The sequence below is a fragment of the Nonomuraea sp. NPDC050547 genome (genome assembly GCF_044457345.1).
Lineage (GTDB): Bacteria > Actinomycetota > Actinomycetes > Streptosporangiales > Streptosporangiaceae > Nonomuraea.
Genome location: NZ_JBITGW010000018.1, coordinates 78,855 through 98,842, shown reverse-complemented (window position 1 = coordinate 98,842; position 19,988 = coordinate 78,855). Strand labels below are relative to the sequence as shown.

The following is a 19,988-nucleotide window of genomic DNA, read 5'->3' as shown; positions in this document are numbered from 1 at the left end:
GAAGCGGTGGCCGGGACACGCGCCCCGGCGGGCGGACACGCGGCGCTTCGCCATGTGGACAAGCACCCGTGGCACCTGCAAGCCGGGAAGTCCCCGGGTCTGGGCTGTCTGTGCGCGTGGGGTGCCCATGCTTGGGGGTGGCCCCGCTTCGGGTTTCGTGGGTGGTTGGGGTGGGGTTAGAAGGTGCGGTAGTCGCGGATGGGCATGCGGGGGCCGCGGGGTGGGGGGCGGAGGCCGGTCAGGCCGATCAGGACGGTGGCGCGGTGGCGGTGGCCGGTGTAGGGCTCCAGGAGGCGCATCATGCCGGGGTCGTCCGTCTTTTCGCCGGTCAACGCGTAGCCGACGATTTTGGCCAGGTGGAAGTCGCCGACGCTGACGGCGTCCGGGTCGCCGAAGGCGCGCTGGCGGACCTCGGCGGAGGTCCACACGCCGATGCCGGGCAGGGTGCGCAGGAGGCGGTCGGCCTCCGCGCTGGTCGTCGCGGACTCGAGTTTCTCCGCGTGCCAGGCCGCGGTGGCGATGGTCTTCGCCCGTACGGCTTCCGCCCCCGACCGGTGCCACGCCCAGCCGGGGATCTCGCGCCAGACGCCGGGTTCCGGCACGACGCGCATGCCTTCGGGGGCCGGGCCGGGGGCGGGTTCGCCGTAGCGGTTGAGCAGCCAGCGCCAGGCTCGCCACGCCTCGCGGCCGACGACCTTCTGCTCCAGGACGGCGGGCACGAGGGCTTCCATGACGCGGCCGGTACGCCCGATGCGCAACCCCCGGTGCTTCCGGAAAACATCCTCCAAAACCGCATGTTTCACGGTAAATCCGGAAACATCGTCGTCGGCCCCTGCCAACCCGGGCAACGTTTCCAGCAGCCAGTCCGCTCCGGGGCCCCAGGCGTGGCCGTACACGGTGGCGGATTTGAGGGAGACGCGCAGCGTGCCGGGGCCGGCGGGCGTGCGGGACGTGCGCCAGATCGCGCCGTCGCGCCCCTGACGCCAGGTGGGGTCGCCGCCGCCATGTTGGTGCGGGCCCAGGACGAGGCCCACGTCAACGGGCTCGTCCGGCGTCCACGCTCGCTCTTTCACGCCTCCAGTGTGCCCGTACCCGCGCGGCCTGGACGACCGCGCGGGCCAAGGGGACGGCGTCAGCCGTACCGGATCAGGAAGGGAAGCCCCATCCGGGGGTGCCGGGCTTCGGCGGCGTGAACTCCCGCAGAGACCTGACCTCGGACGGCGGCACCGCTGGGCAGCGGGCGCCGGGCGCGGGCAGGCGCTGGGAGAGCAGGTACGCGTCGATCGTCCCGGTCGCGCAGGCGCCGCGGCCGTAGACGATGTGGCCCCAGCCTTCGTAGGTGAGCAGCCGGCCCGAGCGGCCGAGCTGCCGCGCGGTGCCGAGCGCCCACGGGTAGACCGTGGCCGGGTCGTGCAGCGAGTTGGCCACCAGCAGCGGGGTCTTGGTGCGGACCTTCAGGTCGTGCTGCGGGTTGGGGATCGGGGCGGGCTGGCCGAGGCAGGAGACGACCGGGAAGATCGCCAGGCTGCTGTAGCGCATGTCCGGCGCGATCTTGCTCTGGCGGCGGACGTGTGAGTTCCACTCGCGGTAGTCGCGCACGGGCAGGCGGAAGTCCAGGCAGAAGATCTGGAACGGGTTCGGCTGAACCTCCTGCGTACGGTCGACGGCCGGGGTCAGGGCGCCGTTCCTCAGCGTCCCGGTGCGGAGCAGTTCGTCGATGACCTGGGAGAGCTCCGGCCAGCCGCGCGGGTCGTAGAAATTGCCGACCGCGAAGGAGATGATCTCGAAGGCGGTGAGCTTCACGTCAGGCTGTCCCGGGGGGTGGATCTCGCCGCGGTCGGCGCGGGCCAGGAGGTCCTTCCAGATCGTCCGCAGGTCCTTGCCGTGCTGCAGGCAGGAGGTCTCACGCTCGCACCAGGCGGCGAACTCGTCGAACGCGTCCTGCGCGCCCCATGTCTCGGTGTCCATGAAGCCGCGGGTGCCGAGGCTGTGGTCCATGGTGCTGTCGAGCGTCAGCGCGCGTACGCGCTGGGGGAAGTTCTCGGCGTAGAGCTGGCCGAGGAGGGTGCCGTAGGAGCCGCCCCAGTAGGTGATCTGACGCTCGCCGAGCGCGGCGCGGAAGGCGTCGAGGTCCTTGGCGGTGCTGAGCGAGTCGACGTGGTCGAAGACCGGGCCGGTACGCGTCCGGCAGTCGGCGCGCAGCCGCTCGTTGTAGGCGAGCCGCTTGTCGAAGTCGGCCTGGCTCGTCATGAGCGGGTGGGGCGCCTCGGCCAGCACCGCGGTGGAGCAGACCACCGGGTTGCTGCGGTTGGTGCCGCGCGGGTCGAGGCCGACGACGTCGAAGCGGCGCAGAAGCTCGGGGCTGAGGTACTGCGGGGCGAAGAGCACCTCTTCGACCCCGGACCCGCCGGGCCCGCCGGCGCCCAGCACGAACGCGCCGATCCTGGCGGACGGGTCGGTGGCCTTGCGCCGCGCCACGCCGACGTTGAAGGTGCCGCTCGCCGGGTTGTTCCAATCCACGGGTACGGCCAGCGTCCCGCACTCGACGGCCGGATCCTCCGGGCACGGGGCCCACGCGACGGCCGGCTTGGCGGGCGTCGCGGCCGAGGCCATGGGCGTCAGAAGGGACAGGGGAACCAACAGCCCTGTTAACAGGGCGGCGAATCTTCGCATGACTTGATCATCAGTTGCGGAACCCGGTCAGGGAAAGGGACCTGAGGAGGGTTGGAGGAGTAGGTCCTAGGGAGGAGCGGGCGTCATACCGAGGGCTGGGTGCGCTACAGAGACTCAGAGGGTCGTATCGTGCCGCTATGACTGTGGTCAGTGATTCCGCTCTGCGCCGGGCGCTCGCCCGCGCCCGCGATGGCAAGGCACTCGACGTCACCGAGGCGACCGTTCTGCTGCACGCCCGCGACGGGCACCTCGACACTTTGCTCGAACACGCCGGACGTGTGCGTGACGCCGGGCTGCGCAACGCCGGGCGGGACGGGGTGATCACGTACAGCAAGAACGTGTTCATCCCGCTGAGCCGGTTGTGCCGCGACCGCTGCGGCTATTGCACGTTCGCGACGGCCCCGCACAAGCTGCCCGCGCCGTTCCTCAGCCCCGACGAGGTGCTGGAGATCGCCCGGCAGGGCGCCGCCCTGGGGTGCAAGGAGGCGTTGTTCACGCTCGGCGACAGGCCCGAGGACCGCTGGCACCAGGCGCGCGAGTGGCTGGACGCGCACGGCTACGACGACACGATCTCCTACGTCCGCGCGATGGCGATCCGGGTGCTGGAGGAGACCGGCCTCCTGCCGCATCTGAACCCGGGCGCGCTCACCTGGCGCGACTTCCAGCGGCTGAAGCCGGTCGCCGGGTCGATGGGGATGATGCTGGAGACCACCTCCACGCGCTTGTTCACCGAGAAGGGCGAGGCCCACTACGGCTCGCCGGACAAGGACCCCGCGGTGCGGCTGCGGGTGCTGGAGGACGCCGGCCGGTCGAACGTGCCGTTCACGACCGGCGTGCTGATCGGCATCGGCGAGACGGTCCAGGACCGCGCCGAGTCGATCTTCGCGATCAGGAAGGTCGCCCGCGAGTACGGCGGCGTCCAGGAGGTCATCGTCCAGAACTTCCGCGCCAAGCCGGACACGGCGATGCGCGGCATGCCCGACGCCGACCTGCGCGAACTGGCCGCCACCATCGCCGTCGCGCGGCTGGTGCTCGGCCCGAGGATGCGCATCCAGGCGCCGCCGAACCTCATCGGTGGCGAGTTCGAGCTGATGGTCAGGGCCGGCATCGACGACTGGGGCGGCGTCTCGCCGCTCACTCCCGACCACGTCAGCCCCGAGCAGCCGTGGCCGCAGATCGACGACCTGGCCGCCCGCACCGCCGCCGCCGGGTACGGCATGCGCGAGCGCCTGACCCTCTACCCCGAGTACGTGCTGGCCGGCGAGCCCTGGACCGACCCTCGCGTGATGGCGCACATCGGCGCCCTGGCCGACCCGGAGACCGGCCTGGCCAGGGAGGACGCGGTCCTGAAGGGCATCCCCTGGCAGGAGCCCGACGGCGGCTTCTCCGCCTCCGGCCGGGTGGACCTGCACACCGCAGTGGACACCGAGGGCCGTACGAACGACCGCCGCGACGACTTCGACAACGTCTACGGCGACTGGGACGCGCTGCGCGAGCGGCTGCCCGCGGCGGCGCCCGCGGCGATCCTGGGCGACCTGAGCCAGGCGCTGCGCCGCGCCGAGTCCGACCCCGCTGGGCTGAGCGACGCGGAGGCCGTGGCGCTGCTCGGCGCCGACGGCCCGGCCCTCGACGAGCTGGCCCGCATCGCCGACGGCCTGCGCCGCGAGGCCGCCGGGGACGACGTGACCTTCGTCGTCAACCGGAACATCAACTTCACCAACGTCTGCTACACCGGCTGCCGCTTCTGCGCCTTCGCCCAGCGGCGTACCGACGCCGACGCCTACACGCTCAGTCTCGACCAGGTCGCCGACCGGGCCGCCGAGGCGTGGCAGGCGGGCGCGACCGAGGTCTGCATGCAGGGCGGCATCCACCCCGACCTGCCGGGCACCGCCTACTTCGACATCACCAAGGCGGTCAAGGCGCGTACCCCGGACATGCACGTGCACGCGTTCTCGCCGATGGAGGTGGTCAACGGGGCCAGCCGTACCAACCTGTCGATCGAGGACTGGCTGCACGCGGCGAAGGAGGCGGGGGTCGACTCGCTGCCCGGCACCGCCGCGGAGATCCTGGACGACGACGTGCGCTGGGTCCTGACCAAGGGCAAGCTGCCGACCAGGGAATGGGTCGAGGTGATCACCACCGCGCACAAGGTGGGCCTGCCGACGACCTCCACGATGATGTACGGCCACGTCGACAACCACCTGCACTGGGTCAAGCACATCAAGCTGATCAGGAGCCTGCAGCAGGAGACCGGCGGCTTCTCGGAGTTCGTGCTGCTGCCGTTCGTGCACCACAGCGCCCCGATCTACCTGGCCGGCATCGCCAGGCCCGGCCCGACCGCGCAGGAGAACCGCGCCGTGCACGCGCTGGCCAGGATCCTCCTGCACGGCTCGATCAAGAACATCCAGTGCTCGTGGGTGAAGCTCCAGGACGACCTGTGCCGGGAGGTGCTCCAGGGCGGCGTCAACGACCTGGGCGGCACGCTGATGGAGGAGACGATCAGCCGCATGGCCGGTTCCGAGAACGGCTCCTACAAGACGATCACGGAGATCGGTGAGATGGTCGCGCCGACCGGCCGTCCCCTCCATCAGCGCACCACCGGGTACGGCCGGCCGGACGCGGAAAGGCTGGCCGCTTCGGCCAAGAGCGACGGCGTCTGCCGTAGCGTCCTCAGGATCGTTTAGTTATAACAAGTTCTACCTGACCTTGCGCCGCCCCCGGGCGGCGCTGGGAGAATCGTCACTCCCGAATGGAGAGGTAGCACCGTGCGGTTGGCTCGACACCGCGCCGCTCCGGCGCCTGAGCAGCGGCGGAGGCAGGCGCTCGGCCGGGGCGTGCTGGCGGGGCTGGCGGCCCTGGCCGTTCTGGCCGCCGGTTTCGTGGTCGTCTTCGGCGGTGGCGGACCCCTGTGCTCGACACGAGAGCCTGTTCTGGTCAGTGTGGCCGCAGCGGTGGATGTGGCGCCTGTGGCGATGCTGGCGGCCGAGCGCTTCAACGAGACGAAGACGGCCACGGGCGGGCGCTGCGTCCTCGTCCAGGTGACCGAGCAGCCGCCCGCGACCGTGCTGCGCACGCTGATCGGCGACCGCGCGGGCGTGCTGCGCCAGCGGCCCGACGGCTGGATCGCAGACTCCTCCGCCTGGATCCGGCTGGCCCGCAAGCAGGGCGCCAGCGCGCTGCCGGCCGGGCAGAGCACGGTGGCGACCTCGCCGCTGGTCTTCGCCACCCGCCAGTCGCTGGCCGAACGCTTCGCGGTGGGCAGGACCGAGATGAACTGGCGCATGGTCTTCCCCTCGACCGTACGCGGGCGGCTGCGCCCCAACGAGAACGAGCCCGACGTGGTACGCGTGCCCGACCCCTCGCTGGCCGGAGCGGGCATCGCCACCGTCGCCGCGGCCAGGGACGTCGTCGGCACCGGCGCCTCGGCCGACCGGGCGCTGACCGCGTTCGTGCGCTGGGCGCAGGCCGGCTCGGCCCCCGACTACCGCTCGATGCTCGCGGCCGTGGACGACCGGGCGTTCTGGCAGCGGCCGGTGGTGATCGTCCCCGAGCAGTCGGTGCGCGAGCACAACCGGCGGCCCTCCGCCGACCCGGTGGTCGCCTTACATCCGCGCGAGGGCACCATCAGCCTCGACTACCCCTACGTCGTCACCGCAACCGATCCCGAGGTCGCCGAGGCCTCCACGGTCTTCGCCGACTGGTTGCGCGGCGACGAGGCGCAGGAACTCGTGCGCCGGGCCGGGTTCCGCTCCGGTGACGGCACGCTCGGGCCGATCTCGCCCGGCCCGCAGATCCCCGCGGAGACGCCGCGCACCCGGCCGTCCATCTCGCCGGCGGAGATCGACGCGGCGCTGCAGGCCTGGAGCAGGCTGGCGCCGCCGACCAACATCCTGGTGCTGGCCGACACCTCCAAGCACATGACCGACCGCCTCGGCACCGCGCTGGCCGCGGCGAAGATCGGGCTGCAGCTGTTTCCCGACTCGACGCACATGGGGATGTGGGAGTTCGCGGACACGCTGGGCCGCACCAAGGGATATCGCGAACGCGTCGGCCTCGGCCCGATCAACGAGCCCGAGTCGGGGCAGGTCGTGCGCCGCGGCCGGCTCGATGAGCTGACCTCGGCCATCACCGTCCACCCCGATCTGGACAGCTCGCTGCACGACGCGATCCTGAGCGGCTTTCGCGAGGTCGGCGGCGAGTTCCGCGAGGAGATGAACAACACGCTCCTCGTCATCACCGCGGGCAGGGACGACGGCAAGGGCCTGACCCGCCGTCAGCTGCTCGACCGCCTGCGCGCGGAGTGGGACCCCGACAAGCCTGTGCAGATCGTCATCATCGCCTTCGGTTCAGGCGTGGACCGCGCGGGTCTGTCGGAGATCACCACCGCCACCAACGGCTCGCTGCACGTCGCGCAGGAGCCGGGGGAGATCATCGAGGTGTTCCTGGCCGCGCTGGCGCGCCGCCTTTGCCACCCCACCTGCAAGACCACCTGAGGGGCCGCGGGCACCCGCCACCCGCCGCACGGAGCGGGTGCCCGTCCACAAAGACCGCTAGGGGCCTTGGGGAACTTTCATGCGGCGGCGGAGGTGTGCCACCACCGAGTCCAGCGACCACGGGCCGCTCCCGATGAGAACGAGGATCAGGAACGACCAGCAGAAGAGGGCGGCGAGCTCACCGCCGTTGATGAGGGGAAACAGCCCCTTGGGTTGGTGGACGGTGAAGTAGGCGTAAGCCATCTCACCCGCGGCGAGGAACGCCGCCGCCCGGGTGGCCAGTCCCAGCAGGACCAGGCCACCCGCGACGAGTTCGATCACCGCGGCCCACCAGGACGGCCATTCGAGGAAGGCCGGTGGAGTGCCGCCACGAGGTCCGCCGAGCACGCCGAAGAGCTTGGCGGCACCGTGACAGGCGAACAGCAGCCCGACCACGATGCGGAACAGTGACACACCCGCGTCACGAACTTGCTGCTGCATGGATTCAGATCCGCTGCCAAAGAGCCGGGACATTCGGTGGTTCCCATCCCGCTATGGCGGTGTGCGGCTGGAGGCAACGATAGGACTGTCCGGCGTAGGTGACGGTGTTGCCCGATGCGTAGGCGGTGCCTGCCGCCCAGGTGCCACCGGGGTTGGTGGCGGTGGGAGTCGGCGTGGGAGTGGGGGTCGGTGTCGGAGTGGGGGTGGGAGTGGGGGTCGGCTGGCCGCCGCCGCCGATGTTGACGTCGACGCAGGCGTAGAACGCCATGGCGGTGTCGGCGATGTTCCAGATGGCCAGGACCTTCTGGCGGCCGCTGAAGCCGGACAGGTTCACGTTGTGCGTGACCGTGGCTCCTGGTTGCTGGCCGTTTCCTGCGACGTAGCCGACGCGGGTGCCGCCGATGTAGTACTCGTACGACAGCGTCGCGTGACGGGCGGTGAACGTCCAGCTGAAGCTGGTGGACGAGCCTACGTTCGTCACCGGCCACGGCTTGCTCTCGTCGCTGAGCGGGGCCCAGCGGGAGTCGCCGGCGTGGCAGTTGCGCTGGCCCTTGGCGCCTTCGACGCTCTGCGGCTCCCAGACGATGGGTCCGCAGTTCTGCACCTTGCCGAGCTTGCAGTTGTACTGCCGGCTCGGGGGCGAGTTGACGTAGCCGTGGGCGAGCGCCGGGGAAGCGACGAAGATCGTGGCGGATATCGCCACGAGCATCGCGCTGGCTAACGTGAGCACCCTTCTCATAAAAATGCTCCTCTACATGGGGGGATATCCCGAATATAAAGGAAAGTTTCCTAAGGGTAAATGCCTGCTTTACCCCTAAGTGCTGGGAGAAGTCAGATCAGCGCAGCACGATGCGGGCCGCAAAATCTTGGGGCTCCCGGTCCGCGGGGGTCTCGGCGGGGTGGCCCACCGCCACCAGACCGATCGGCCGCCAGCCCTCGGGAAGATCCAGAATCTCCTCCCCGCCGCTCACCGGCAGCCACGCCGAACCGAGTCCCTCCATCGCGAGCTGGACCAACAGGTTCTGCACGGCCGCGCCGGCCCTGGCCGCCGCCGGCTCGCCCGGCTCGGTCACACAGGGCACCACCAGGTACGGGGCGTTCACCAGCTTCTCCCGTACGGCTGGCGACTCCACCAGGGCGAACCGGGTGTGCTCGGCGCCCGGGGCGGTGAAGGCGGCTTCGACGGCCTGCCGTACCAGGGACGCGTCGACCGGGTCGTCGGTGAAGTCGCGGACGGTGCGGCGGGCGGGGACCACGTCGCGGGAGCCGTAGCGGAAGAGGTCCTCGTCGGCGGAGCGGATCAGCGGGCGCACGCCGGGACCGTCCTCCGCGGTCACCAGGTGCGCCAGACCGCGCACCACCGCGACGGGGACGCCCGCCAGCTTGCCCTTGACCAGTTCCGCCGCCGCGGCGATCTCGTCGGCCAGGGCGGTGACGGTGGCGTTGAGCGGGTTGCCGTAGGCGTCCTCGCCGCCGCGGAAGTCCTCCAGGGGGAGCACGCCGGCGGCGCCGATGGCCACGTCGGTGAGGCCGTTGCGCCACGGCCGGCCGAACGTGTCGGAGATGATCACGCCCACGCCGTGGGGGAGGCCGGCGCGGATGCGGCGGGCGGAGGCGTCGCTGTCCTCTGGCAGGAGCAGGACCGTGCCGGGGGCGACGTTGGAGTTGTCCACGCCCGCGGCGGCCATGACGAAGCCGTGGCGGGTCTGGGCGATGACCATGTCGCCGCGCCTGGCCACGACGCGCTCGGTCTCCTCCTCGATGGCGGCGGTGCGGTCGGGGGCGTGCCGCAGGCGGTTCTCGGCCTTGCTGACGATCTTCGAGGTGATGACCACGATGTCACCCGGCCGCAGATCCGCCCCCTTGAGCAACCCGGCCAGGTCGTCACCGGGGCGCACATCGGGCAACCCCAGAACCGGCGACACCCGAACCTCTTCGGGAACACCCGCCTCCAGGGAAACCCCTTCTGGGGAAACCCTTCCTGGGACAGCTTCTTCGGGGGTGGGCCCTGCCGGGTGCGCTGGTCGAGGGGCCGGGGTTCCGGGGGTGGTCATCGGTTGAGGTCCAGGGCGAGGTCGAGGGCGGCGCGGGCGATGTCGGCGGCCGCGTCGGCGTCGTGCATGATCAGGGGACGGGACTGGACCCTGATGCCGTCCACGGCCACCCCGTCGTCCTCCGGCGCGACCAGCCAGCCGTCGATCAGGTCCGGCCCGTAGAGCTCCAGTACCGCCTGGGCGCTGGTCTCCACCCCGATGGCGGTCAGGCACGCGTCGGCCATGCCGCGCACGGGCGCGCCGCCGATGATCGGGGAGACGCCCACCACGGTCTTGGCCAGCAGCGCGTCCCTGATGCCGGGCACCTGGAGAATCGTGCCGATGCTGACGACCGGGTTCGACGGCGGGAGGATCACCACGTCGGCCTCCTCGATCGCCTCCAGGACGCCGGGCGCGGGCCGGGCGGTGTCGGCGCCGATCAGGGCGATCGACTCGGCCGGAATCGAGGCGCGCAGCTTGACCCACCACTCCTGGAAGTGGATCGCCCGCCGCCCCTGCTCGTCGGTGATCACGACGTGGGTCTCGCAGCGGTCGTCGCTCATGGGCAGCAGCCGTACCCCCGGCCGCCAGCGCGCGCACAGCGCCTCGGTGATCTGCGAGAGCGGGTAGCCCGCCTCCATCATCTGCGAGCGCACGATGTGGGTGGCGAAGTCACGGTCGCCGAGCCCGAACCACTGCGGCTCCACGCCGTACGCGGCCAGCTCTTCCTTGACCGTGTGCGTCTCCTTCTCCCGGCCCCAGCCCTGCTCCTCGTTGATGCCGCCGCCCAGCGTGTACATCACGGTGTCCAGGTCGGGGCAGACCCGCAGGCCGAAGAGGGTGATGTCGTCGCCGGTGTTGCCGATGACGGTGATCTGGGCGTCGGGGGCGGTGGCGCGCAGGCCACGCAGGAAACGGGCGCCGCCGATGCCGCCGGCGAGGGACACGATGTGCATGTCACCCAGTCTTCCATCTGTCCCAGAGGTCAGTCTTACCCCTCCCCATGCCAGAAAAATCCTCGCAATGAGGGACATGTGAGGAATGAGCCTCCTGGGTTCCCCGCCGCGTAAGTCGGTCATGTGGCAAACTCACTGCGGGCCAAAGGGCTCGATGGGGGTAGTTGTGAGCAAACTTGACGTCGCCCGGCTGAAAGAGCCGGCTGCCTGGATCATGCTGGCTGCCGGCGTCACGTCCACGCTGGTGGCCGTGGGCCGGTTTCTGATCGGCGGAGACGGTGCCTACGGATCGAGCATCGGCCTCACCGAGCGCGGCGCCATCTACTTCTCGAGCCTGACCAGCCCGGTGACGATCGCGCTGCTGGTCGGCGCGGTGCTGCTGCTGACCAAGGTCGGCCCCACGGCCAAGTCCGCGGGACCGGTCACGATGACCGCGGCGATCACGCTGTCGGCCATGGCGCTGTTCGGGGTCCTGGCGCTGTTCGTCGCCCTTTTCGCGGGCAACGGCTTCCGCTCCATCGTCGAACTCCTCCTCACCGGCCTGCCCACCCTCGCCCTGACCGTCCTGGCGGCCCTCTACCTCATGCCGCAGGCCCTGCCCGCGCGCCGTCCCGTGACGACGTTCTCGCCGCAGCCCGGCTTCGGCCAGCCTCAGGGGTACGGCCAGCAGAGCTTCGCCCAGCAGCCCGGCTTCACTCCGCAGCCCGGTTTCGGCCAGCCCGAATACGCTCAGTCCGAATACGGTCAGCAGCCCGAGTACGCCCAGCAGCCCACCTCCGGCCAGGCCTTCGCCCAGCCGGCCCCAGGCCAGGCGTTCGGCCAGCAGCCCCCGTCCGGCCAGCAGCCCGCGTACGCCCAGCCCGGATACGGCCAAGGCCAGCCCGGCACCGGCCAGCAGGGCTTCGGCCAGCCGGGCTTCGTCGCCGCCGACCCCGGCCAGCAGCCCGGCCACGCCCAGCCCGACCCCGGCCAGCAGTACGGCCAGCCGCCTTTCGCCCAGTCCGAGCCGGGCCAGTCCTTCGGCCAGCAGGGCTTCGGGGCCGAGCAGGAGGCGTACCAGGGCTTCCAGCGGCCCGCCGCCCCCGAGCCGCCCGCGCCGCAGCCGAGGGCCGCGCTCCCCGCCGCCCCCGAGCCCCAGCAATACGCGCAGCCGGAGCCCCAGCAGTTCAACCAGGACCCCCAGCCCTACAACCAGGACCCCCAGCCCTACAGCCAAGACCCCCAGCCCTACAGCCAGGAGCCACAGCAGTACGGCCAGGAGCCGCAATACGCCCAGCCCGCTCAGAGCGGCGCGTACACCACGCCCGGCTACTCCTCGCAGGACACCCCCAACGTCTACGCGCCGGAGCCGCCTCCCGCCCAGAACGGCTACAACACGGTCGACACCGCGCCGCCCCCCGGCAGCGGCTACGCCCCCGCCGACACGGTGCCGCCCTCGGGCGGCTACACGCCGTCGGAGACGATGCCCGACTCCGGCTACACCCCGGCCCCCTACGTCCCGGCCGACAGCCAGCCGGACGTCTACCACCAGCAGCCCCAGTCCGGCGCGTACACCGCCCCCGACCCCAACCCGTACGCCCCGCCGCAGAACCCGGGCGCCCACGACGCCTACGCCACCCCGAGCTCCTTCGCCCCGCCGGAGCCCACCCCCTACGCCCCGGCGGCCGACGCCCCCAACCCGTACGCGCCGCCCCAGGACGGCCAGGCGGGCACGCCGTATTACGAGCGCCCGCCCGCCTTCGAGCAGCAGGGCCAGCCGTTCACCGGCTCGCCGGGCCAGGAGTACGCCCAGCCGCAGCACTACCAGGAGCCGGACCCGCCCGTCGACCCGCGCTCCCAGCAGCTGCTCGACGCCTACCAGCAGGCCGAGCACTACCAGCACTCCACCGCCGGCACCGCACCTGACCTGCGCGTACCGGACTACACGGGACAGGCGGGCCCCTACGACGACCCGTTCGGGCACCCCCAGCAGCAACCCCCGGCGCCGCAGCAGCCGCAGCAGGCTTACCAGCCCGGCTGGAACGGCGGTGAGTCGCCGGCCGAGTCGACCGTCCGGCTCGACCAGTCGATGTTCCGCGGCGGCGACGCGCTGAACGACCCGCCCAGGCAGGGGGACGACCCGATCGATCCCACCGCCATATACACCCCCAACGAGCCTCGCAGGTAATGAACTGACAAAGCACGGCTAGAGAGAAGGTGGGCCACGGGCGGGGGTCAATCCCGCCCTGGTACGGTTTCGACCGCTGAGATCGCGGAACACGCCAGGTCAAGGCCATGGTTCATGGAAACCACCGGGCGCGAACATCACATGCCAAACACACCGGGGCGAGATCTGGTCTTTCCCCGGATACCGGCATGCCGCTTGACGTCACGTACGGCACGCGCGTGTAATTACAACCATGTTGTTACGCCTTCCTGTGGGTGGGTAATAAGGAAGGCGTTCATGGGGGGCTCCATTGCGGGCGGGCGGCAGGGAGGTGCGCAGTGACCGATCTGGTCATCGCACAGGACCAGCTTGATGCGGAAGAACTCGGCTGGCAGGAGCGCGCACTGTGTGCGCAGACGGATCCGGAGGCGTTCTTCCCGGAGAAGGGCGGCTCCACACGCGAGGCCAAAAAGGTCTGCCGGACGTGTGAGGTCCGAGCCGAGTGCCTGGAATACGCGCTGGAACACGACGAGCGGTTCGGCATCTGGGGAGGGTTGTCCGAGCGGGAACGTCGGCGGATCAAGCGCCAGGCCGTATAGGCGAATATCCGGTTCAGGGGTCACGCGGCATCGTCCGCGTGGCCCCTCGCCGTTTCTTGTGGGCTGCGGGTCAGCCGTGGCTGTCGAAGCCCGGATCGACCTCGTCGGGCGAACGGCCGAGCAGGAACGCCACCTGCTCCACCACCGTGTCGTGCACCAGGGCGCCCAGCGTCTCCCGGTCGCGCGAGCGGGCCTCCAGCGGGCGGCGATAGACCACCACGGAGGCGGGCTGGGCGCCGCGGGCCGGCTCGGCGCGGCCGAACGGGATCGGGCCCGAGCGGCCCGGCCCGTCGCCGAGCTCGCTCAGCGGCGGCACCTCCTCGACCGCGAACTCCACCGCCGCCAGTTGCGCCCCCCAGCGCGGCTTGAGGCGCTCGACGGCGTCCAGGACGAAGTCGTCGAAGCGCTCGCCCCTGGACTTCGCGATGGGCACGTGGGAGGGAGCCAGCGGGCCTCGAAGGCCGCGACCGTGGCGGTCACGGCGTCGTGGAGTCATCCGCACAGTTTACGAGGAGCGGCCGCCGTACTGCAGCATTGGTACAGGTGGGTGTAAAGCCTGCGACAGGTGTCCGAATTGTGGCGACACGCTCGTTAAGAGCGCTCAGATAGTGGCGCCTTGGACTCTTACCAGATACGGTCCCTCCGTGAGCCCCGTCCGCCGCTGTTCCCGCACCGCTTGCAGCCAGCCTGCCGTCTTCACGCTCACGTACGTATACGCCGACTCGACCGCTGTTCTCGGCCCTCTGGCGACGTACGCCGAGCCGCACTGCTATGACCTGTGCGCCGAGCACGCCGAGCGGCTCACCGCCCCCCGCGGCTGGGAGGTGGTGCGGCTGCCCACGGACGGCGCCTCACCCAGCTCGGACGATCTCGAAGCGCTCGCCAACGCCGTCAGGGAAGCGGCCAGGCCGAGCCCCTCCGGCACCGAACCCGTCGGCCAGGGAGTCGAGGTCGGCCGCCGGGGTCACCTGCGCGTGCTCCGCTCCGCCCAGCAGCAACGCGGCGACCGGTAGGCTCGTCTCAACGACGACCTAGGAGCAGGAGTGGGCGATCTCGCCAAGATCTTCAAGGCCTACGACGTACGCGGCGTGGTGCCTGACGAGCTGGACGAGCCGATCGCCGAAGCCGTGGGGGCGGCCTTCGTCGACGTGACCGGCGCGACGTCGCTGGTCGTGGCGCGGGACATGCGCACCTCGGGAGTCGCGCTGGCCGGAGCCTTCATCCGGGGCGCCACCGGGCGCGGGGCCGACGTGATCGACGCCGGGCTCGGCTCCACCGACCTGCTCTACTACGCCAGCGGCAGCCTCGACCTGCCCGGCGTGATGTTCACCGCCAGCCACAACCCCGCGCGCTACAACGGCCTGAAGATGTGCCACGCGGGCGCCGTGCCGGTCGGCTCCGACACCGGGCTCACCGCCGTGCGCGACCGCGCCGCCGAACTGCTCGCCGCCGGCTTGGAGCCCGGCGCGACCCGCGGCTCGGTCACCGAGAAGGACCTGCTCCACGGCTACGCCGCGCACCTGCGCGGGCTGGTCGACCTGCGCGCGATCCGGCCCCTGCGGGTCGTGGTCGACGCCGGCAACGCGATGGGCGGCCACACGGTGCCCGCGGTCTTCGAGGGCCTGCCGATCGAGGTGACGCCGCTCTTCTTCGAGCTCGACGGCACCTTCCCCAACCACGAGGCCAACCCCCTGGAGCCGGCCAACCTGGTCGACCTGCAGCGCGCGGTCATCGAGACCGGCGCCGACCTCGGCCTGGCCTTCGACGGCGACGCCGACCGCTGCTGGGTGATCGACGAGCGGGGGCGCTCGGTCTCGCCGTCGGCGGTCACCGCGCTGGTCGCCGCCCGCGAACTGGCCAAACACCCGGGCGCCAAGATCATTCACAACCTGATCACCTCGCAGGGCGTGCCGGAGATCGTCCGCGAGCACGGCGGCGTGCCGGTACGCACCCGCGTGGGCCACTCCTTCATCAAGGCCGAGATGGCCGCCACCGGCGCCGTCTTCGGAGGGGAGCACTCGGCCCACTACTACTTCCGCGACTTCTGGTTCGCCGACTCGGGGATGCTGGCCGCCATGCACGTGCTGGCCGCTCTCGGGGAGCAGGCGAGCCCGCTGTCGGAGGTCGTGGCCGCCTACTCGCGCTACCACGCCTCCGGTGAGATCAACAGCACCGTCGCCGACCAGGCGGGTGCGCTGGCCAGGGTCCGCGAGACGTTCGGCGGCCGGGGCACCTTCGACGAGCTCGACGGGCTGACCGTGAGCGGCTCCGGCTGGTGGTTCAATCTGCGTGCGTCCAACACCGAGCCGCTGCTCAGGCTCAACACAGAAGCGGCCGACGAAGGCAAGATGACGGCGATCAGGGACGAGGTCCTCGCCGTCGTAAGGAGTTGAAAGTGAAGATCGACGACTGGCTGCTCGAAATCCTGGCCTGCCCGGCGTGCAAGTCCGCGCTGCGTGCCGAGGCGGAAGCCGACGAGCTGGCCTGCACCGGATGCGGTCGCGTCTATCCGGTACGCGACGACATCCCCGTCCTGCTGGTCGACGAGGCCAGGACTCCGTGAATTGGGAGTCCGACCGGCTCGATGACCAGCGATTCCTTACCGACAACGATCCCGGCGGCATGCTGCTGGCGGTCGCCGCCTCCGCCGCGCAGGTACGGATGGGGCAGCGCGCCGCGTCCGAAGCCGGCCTCGCGGAGTTGCGGGGCCGCCCGAGAGCCGTCGTGGTCGTGGGCATGGGCGGCTCGGCGATCGTCGGTGACATCCTGGCGGCCGTCGCCGGCCAGGGCGCGCCGCTGCCGATCCTGACCGTCCGCTCCTACCAGCTCCCCGGCTGGGTGGGCGCTACCGACCTGGTGATCGCGGTGTCGGCCTCGGGGCGTACCGAGGAGACGTTGTCGGCCGCGACCGAGGCGGTCAGGCGCGGCTGCACGCTCGTGGCCGTCGCCGCTCCCGACTCGCCGGTGGAGTCGGTGGCCAGGCAGGCCGGCGGCATCTTCGTGCCGGTGCGGGCGGCCGGGCAGCCGCGGGCCAACGTGTGGCTGCTGGCCGTACCCCTGATCGTGGCCGCGGCGGGGCTGGGGCTGGCGCGTGCGGACGAGGCGCTGATCGAGGGCGTGGCGAAGTCGCTGGAGGACATCGCGCACCGCTGCCGTCCCTCCAGTGAGTCGTTCATCAACCCGGGTAAGCAGCTGGCGATGGAGCTGGCCGAGAGCGTGCCCATGATCTGGGGTTCGTCGCGGGTGAGCGGGGTGGCGGCGTACCGGCTGGCCTGCCAGCTCAACGAGAACGCCAAGTATCCCGCGGTCTTCGGCGAGCTGCCCGAGGCCAACCACAACCAGGTGGTCGCCTTCGACGGCCCGCTGGCCAAGCGGGACATCTTCGCCGACGAGGCCGGGCGGTCGCTGCGGCTGGTGATGATGCGGGACGCCGACGAGCACCCGCAGGTCACGCGGCGGCGCGAGGCGTCGGTCCGGATGGCGCGGGACCGCGACGTCGCGGTCACCGAACTCACGGCCGAGGGCGCTCATCCGCTCGAACGGCTGGCCTCCCTCATCGCCCTCGGCGACTTCGCCAGCACCTACCTCGCGCTCGGCTACGGCATCGATCCGACCCCAGTGACAGCGATCACAGAACTTAAGGCGAGGATTTCCCAATAAGATCCGGGATTGATCTGATCGACCCTATGAGTGGAGATTCGCAGTGAGCGCGAGTGGCGGTACCAAAGCGATCGTCGCGGCTCTGGCCGCGAACCTGGCCATCGCCGTGGCCAAGTTCGTGGCCTTTGTCTTCACCGGCTCGTCCTCGATGCTGGCGGAGTCCATCCACTCGGTCGCGGACTCGGGCAACCAGGCCCTGCTGCTGATCGGTGGCAAGCGGGCGCAGCGGGAGCGGACCAAGGAGCACCCGTTCGGCTATGGCCGCGAGCGTTACTTCTACGCGTTCGTCGTGGCCGTGGTGCTGTTCACCATCGGCTCGGCTTTCTCGATCTACGAGGGCATCCACAAGCTGGGCTCGCATGAGCCGCTGGGGAACCTCAGCTGGGCCATCGGCGTGCTGATCTTCGCGATCATCGCCGAGAGCTTCTCCTTCCGCACCGCGATCAAGGAGTCGAACGCGGTACGCGGCAAGCAGGGCTGGGTGGAGTTCATCCGCCGCTCGAAGTCGCCCGAACTGCCGGTCATCGTGCTGGAGGACCTCGGCGCGCTGCTCGGCCTCATCTTCGCGCTGTTCGGCGTCTCGATGGCGGCGATCACCGGCGACCCGGTCTGGGACGCCGTCGGCACCCTGATGATCGGTGTGCTGCTCGGCATCATCGCGATCATCCTGGCCATCGAGACCAAGTCGCTGCTGCTGGGTGAAGGCGCCTCGCCCGACGTCGAGCAGCAGATCAGGTCCGCCCTGGAGAACGCCCCCGAGGTCACCCGCGTGATCCACATGCGCACGCTGCATCTCGGGCCGGAAGAGCTGCTGGTCGCCGCCAAGATCGCGGTCGAGCACGACGACACCGCGGCCGAGGTGGCACGCGGCATCGACGAGGCGGAGCAGCGCATCCGCGCGGCGGTGCCGATCGCCCGCGTCATCTACCTGGAGCCGGACCTGGACCGCACCCCGTCCGTGTGACGCGCGGGCCCCCGCTACTCGGGGGCCCAGACCGCGGTGAAGAACGGGTGGTCGGCGGTGCCCGAGACCTGCAGGGCCGCCGGGTAGTAGCCCTTCGGGGCGATCTGGCGGAGCTTGGTGCGGTAGGCGTCCGGGGTGAGGTCGCCGTAGTGGAAGTAGGCGCTGCTCTCCTTGCGCCACACCGCGCTGTACCTGCGATCCGGGGTGGCCGCCACCATCGTCGGGCGGTAGCCCCGCGCGTGCAGCCGGTCGTAGGCGCGCTTGTGCTGGGCCCAGCCCAGGTCCACGGTGGCCCGCCAGCCGGCCGTGTCCACGTTGGGCTCCCAGACGGCGGCGTAGCGGCGGTCGCTCGCGGGGCCGTAGGCCGAGACCCAGCGCAGGGTCATGCGGCCGCGGTCCTGGTAGTGGCGGAGCTTGTCCTGGAACTGGGCCTTGGTCATCCGCCAGAAGCTGTGGTTGACGGCGGCGCCGTCCTGCTTGACCATCACACCCGCGTACGTGGCGTTCTCCCACGCGCCCAGCCCCGCGATCAGCTTGAGCCGGTAGCCGGCGGCCATCGCGCGGGTCAGGTAGCGCTTGGCGGCGTCCGGGTTCAGGCCGTGGAACAGCCGCGGCGCCGGCCCCTGACGCTTCACCCACACCGCCGTGTACCGCTCGCCCGGCGCCAGGCTCAGCGACGTCGGCTGGAACCCGGCCGCGACCAGCTTGGCGGCGCGGGCGGCGTGCGCGGCCCGGGGGAGGTTGTAGTAGATCCGCACGTTCCCGGTGGTCCGCTCCTTCGGGTACGGCGAGGCGGGCCCGGCCGTCGGGGGCCGGGTGGTGCCCGGTTCCGCGGACTTGCCCGGTTCGCGGGCCGGGGCGGCGGAGGGGGTCTCGGTGGCCTGTCCGGCGGATTTCCCCGGCGGGGGCTCCGTGCCGGGCGGCCGGGCGGCGGCGGTGACTCCGGGGCCGGGGGTGCCGGCCGTACCGGAGTCGAAGGCTCTGACGGCGAAGACGCCGCCGACGGCGGCGGCGACACCCACCAGGGCCCCCACGACCCGCACGGCCCTCCCACGGGCTCTCACGCGGCCGCGGGGCGTCTCCACGCGGTCCTGGGCGCCCGTCTCCTGGCGGGGCGCCGCTTTCGCGGGGACCGGCTCGGCCGGTTCCTGCCTGCCGAGGGGTGGGGGCGGGAGGTGGCCGACGGTGGTGAGTTCGAGGAGGAGGCCGGCGGCTGTGGGGCGGGCGGCGGGATCCTTGGCCAGGGCGGCGGCCACCGGGGCGCGCAGGGGCTCCGGCAGCGGCGACAGGTCGGGGGAGTCGTGGAGAATGCGGTGCATGACGGCGGGAATCTCCGCCGCGTGGAAGGCGTGGTGGCCCGTGGCGGCGAAGTACACGACGGCGCCCCAGGCGAACACGTCGGAGGGCGACTCGGCGCGGTGGCCGAGGAACGACTCGGGGGCCAGGTAGAGAGGCGTGCCGACGACGTTGCCCGAGGTGGTGGCGGTCATGTCGGAGGCACGGGCCACGCCGAAGTCGATCAGGCGCGGCCCGTCGGGTCCGAGCAGCACGTTGGCCGGTTTGAAGTCGCGATGGACGATCCCGGCCCGGTGGATGGCGGCCAGCGCCATCATGAGCCCGGAGGCCAGCCGCATCAGGGGTTCTGGCGCGAACGGGCCGGCGGTGGAGACGGCGCGGGCGAGGCTGGGACCCTCCACGTATTCGCTGGCGATGTACGGGCGGGGGCCGTCCAGTGAGGCGTCGACGATGCGGGCGATCCATGCGGGGGAGACCCGCTGGGCGGCGGCCAGTTCCTTGGCGAAGCGGTCGCGCAGCTGCGCGTCGCCCCTGGTGTGCAGCACCTTCAGGGCCAGTTGCCGCCCGTCGGCGGCCTCGGCGAGGTAGACCACGCCTTGACCGCCGTCGCCCAGCCGGCCGCGCAGGCGGTAGCCGGCGATCGTCTGCGGATCATCAGACGTCAGGGGCTGCATTCACGGGATATTAG

At 71.2% G+C, this 19,988-nt stretch carries 17 protein-coding genes; 9 read left to right on the top strand and 8 right to left on the bottom strand.

What is annotated here, in order from left to right; all coding sequences use genetic code 11:
* Positions 1-176: 176 nt before the first annotated feature.
* Together ACIBHY_RS38295 and ACIBHY_RS38290 are read right to left on the bottom strand one after the other, a co-directional pair.
* Positions 177-1,073, bottom strand: coding sequence for a DNA-3-methyladenine glycosylase family protein (locus tag ACIBHY_RS38295; RefSeq protein ID WP_397252120.1), 897 nt, complete (start codon positions 1,071-1,073; stop codon positions 177-179).
* Between the two features lie 73 nt (positions 1,074-1,146).
* Positions 1,147-2,673: an alpha/beta hydrolase gene (locus tag ACIBHY_RS38290; protein ID WP_397309261.1), complete on the bottom strand. Its 1,527-nt coding sequence runs from the start codon at positions 2,671-2,673 to the stop codon at positions 1,147-1,149.
* Between the two features lie 137 nt (positions 2,674-2,810).
* Here ACIBHY_RS38290 and ACIBHY_RS38285 point away from each other — a divergent pair, with 137 nt between their 5' ends.
* Complete coding sequence (locus ACIBHY_RS38285; protein WP_397309260.1) at positions 2,811-5,357, top strand: bifunctional FO biosynthesis protein CofGH; 2,547 nt, start codon at positions 2,811-2,813, stop codon at positions 5,355-5,357.
* A gap of 81 nt (positions 5,358-5,438) precedes the next feature.
* Positions 5,439-7,166, top strand: coding sequence for a substrate-binding and VWA domain-containing protein (locus tag ACIBHY_RS38280; protein ID WP_397252117.1), 1,728 nt, complete (start codon positions 5,439-5,441; stop codon positions 7,164-7,166).
* A 57-nt stretch (positions 7,167-7,223) separates the two neighbouring features.
* Here ACIBHY_RS38280 and ACIBHY_RS38275 read toward each other — a convergent pair whose 3' ends face one another.
* From ACIBHY_RS38275 to cofD, 4 genes are all read right to left on the bottom strand, one after another.
* Positions 7,224-7,646, bottom strand: a complete 423-nt coding sequence (locus tag ACIBHY_RS38275; RefSeq protein ID WP_397252116.1) for a DoxX family protein — start codon at positions 7,644-7,646, stop codon at positions 7,224-7,226.
* 4 nt (positions 7,647-7,650) lie between these two features.
* Positions 7,651-8,385 carry a lytic polysaccharide monooxygenase gene (locus tag ACIBHY_RS38270; protein WP_397252115.1) on the bottom strand — a complete coding sequence of 245 codons (735 nt, stop codon included), beginning with the start codon at positions 8,383-8,385 and terminating at the stop codon, positions 7,651-7,653.
* Between the two features lie 97 nt (positions 8,386-8,482).
* Entirely contained in the window at positions 8,483-9,601 is a 1,119-nt protein-coding gene (locus tag ACIBHY_RS38265; protein ID WP_397252270.1) for a coenzyme F420-0:L-glutamate ligase, read from the bottom strand.
* Between the two features lie 95 nt (positions 9,602-9,696).
* Positions 9,697-10,635: a 2-phospho-L-lactate transferase gene (gene cofD / locus ACIBHY_RS38260; protein ID WP_397252114.1), complete on the bottom strand. Its 939-nt coding sequence runs from the start codon at positions 10,633-10,635 to the stop codon at positions 9,697-9,699.
* 166 nt (positions 10,636-10,801) lie between these two features.
* Here cofD and ACIBHY_RS38255 point away from each other — a divergent pair, with 166 nt between their 5' ends.
* On the top strand, positions 10,802-12,802 hold the full coding sequence (locus ACIBHY_RS38255; RefSeq protein WP_397309259.1) for a hypothetical protein: 2,001 nt from the start codon (positions 10,802-10,804) through the stop codon (positions 12,800-12,802).
* A gap of 317 nt (positions 12,803-13,119) precedes the next feature.
* The gene (locus ACIBHY_RS38250; RefSeq protein WP_184957754.1) at positions 13,120-13,380 is read left to right on the top strand and encodes a WhiB family transcriptional regulator; all 261 of its coding nucleotides are present in this window, start codon (positions 13,120-13,122) and stop codon (positions 13,378-13,380) included.
* Positions 13,381-13,450: 70 nt separating this feature from the next.
* Here the strand turns inward: ACIBHY_RS38250 and ACIBHY_RS38245 are convergent, their stop codons facing one another.
* Positions 13,451-13,876 (bottom strand): metallopeptidase family protein, encoded by a 426-nt coding sequence (locus tag ACIBHY_RS38245; RefSeq protein WP_397252112.1) that lies wholly within the window; start codon positions 13,874-13,876, stop codon positions 13,451-13,453.
* A 148-nt stretch (positions 13,877-14,024) separates the two neighbouring features.
* Between ACIBHY_RS38245 and ACIBHY_RS38240 the strand changes: the two genes are divergently transcribed.
* The 5 genes from ACIBHY_RS38240 to ACIBHY_RS38220 are packed head-to-tail and all read left to right on the top strand — an operon-like array spanning position 14,025 to position 18,004.
* Entirely contained in the window at positions 14,025-14,393 is a 369-nt protein-coding gene (locus tag ACIBHY_RS38240; RefSeq protein WP_184957752.1) for a DUF3499 domain-containing protein, read from the top strand.
* Positions 14,394-14,423: 30 nt separating this feature from the next.
* A complete protein-coding gene (locus tag ACIBHY_RS38235) occupies positions 14,424-15,773 on the top strand; it encodes a phosphomannomutase/phosphoglucomutase (RefSeq protein ID WP_397309258.1) in 1,350 nt (449 codons plus the stop codon).
* Positions 15,770-15,943 (top strand): Trm112 family protein, encoded by a 174-nt coding sequence (locus ACIBHY_RS38230; protein ID WP_221339873.1) that lies wholly within the window; start codon positions 15,770-15,772, stop codon positions 15,941-15,943. The genes ACIBHY_RS38235 and ACIBHY_RS38230 overlap by 4 nt, the downstream gene beginning before the upstream one ends.
* Complete coding sequence (locus ACIBHY_RS38225) at positions 15,940-17,040, top strand: SIS domain-containing protein (RefSeq protein WP_397309257.1); 1,101 nt, start codon at positions 15,940-15,942, stop codon at positions 17,038-17,040. The genes ACIBHY_RS38230 and ACIBHY_RS38225 overlap by 4 nt, the downstream gene beginning before the upstream one ends.
* 43 nt (positions 17,041-17,083) lie before the next feature.
* Positions 17,084-18,004, top strand: coding sequence for a cation diffusion facilitator family transporter (locus tag ACIBHY_RS38220; protein WP_397252109.1), 921 nt, complete (start codon positions 17,084-17,086; stop codon positions 18,002-18,004).
* A gap of 14 nt (positions 18,005-18,018) precedes the next feature.
* Here ACIBHY_RS38220 and ACIBHY_RS38215 read toward each other — a convergent pair whose 3' ends face one another.
* Complete coding sequence (locus ACIBHY_RS38215; RefSeq protein ID WP_397309256.1) at positions 18,019-19,974, bottom strand: protein kinase; 1,956 nt, start codon at positions 19,972-19,974, stop codon at positions 18,019-18,021.
* Positions 19,975-19,988: the final 14 nt, after the last annotated feature.

What these genes read in the sequence shown, in the direction of transcription:
- cofD (WP_397252114.1), bottom strand. Translation starts at nt 10,635, where the DNA reads ATGCACATCGTGTCCCTCGCCGGCGGCATCGGCGGCGCCCGTTTCCTG.
- ACIBHY_RS38290 (WP_397309261.1), bottom strand. Translation starts at nt 2,673, where the DNA reads ATGCGAAGATTCGCCGCCCTGTTAACAGGGCTGTTGGTTCCCCTGTCC.
- ACIBHY_RS38275 (WP_397252116.1), bottom strand. Translation starts at nt 7,646, where the DNA reads ATGCAGCAGCAAGTTCGTGACGCGGGTGTGTCACTGTTCCGCATCGTG.
- ACIBHY_RS38245 (WP_397252112.1), bottom strand. Translation starts at nt 13,876, where the DNA reads ATGACTCCACGACGCCGTGACCGCCACGGTCGCGGCCTTCGAGGCCCG.
- ACIBHY_RS38215 (WP_397309256.1), bottom strand. Translation starts at nt 19,974, where the DNA reads ATGCAGCCCCTGACGTCTGATGATCCGCAGACGATCGCCGGCTACCGC.
- ACIBHY_RS38285 (WP_397309260.1), top strand. Translation starts at nt 2,811, where the DNA reads ATGACTGTGGTCAGTGATTCCGCTCTGCGCCGGGCGCTCGCCCGCGCC.
- ACIBHY_RS38270 (WP_397252115.1), bottom strand. Translation starts at nt 8,385, where the DNA reads ATGAGAAGGGTGCTCACGTTAGCCAGCGCGATGCTCGTGGCGATATCC.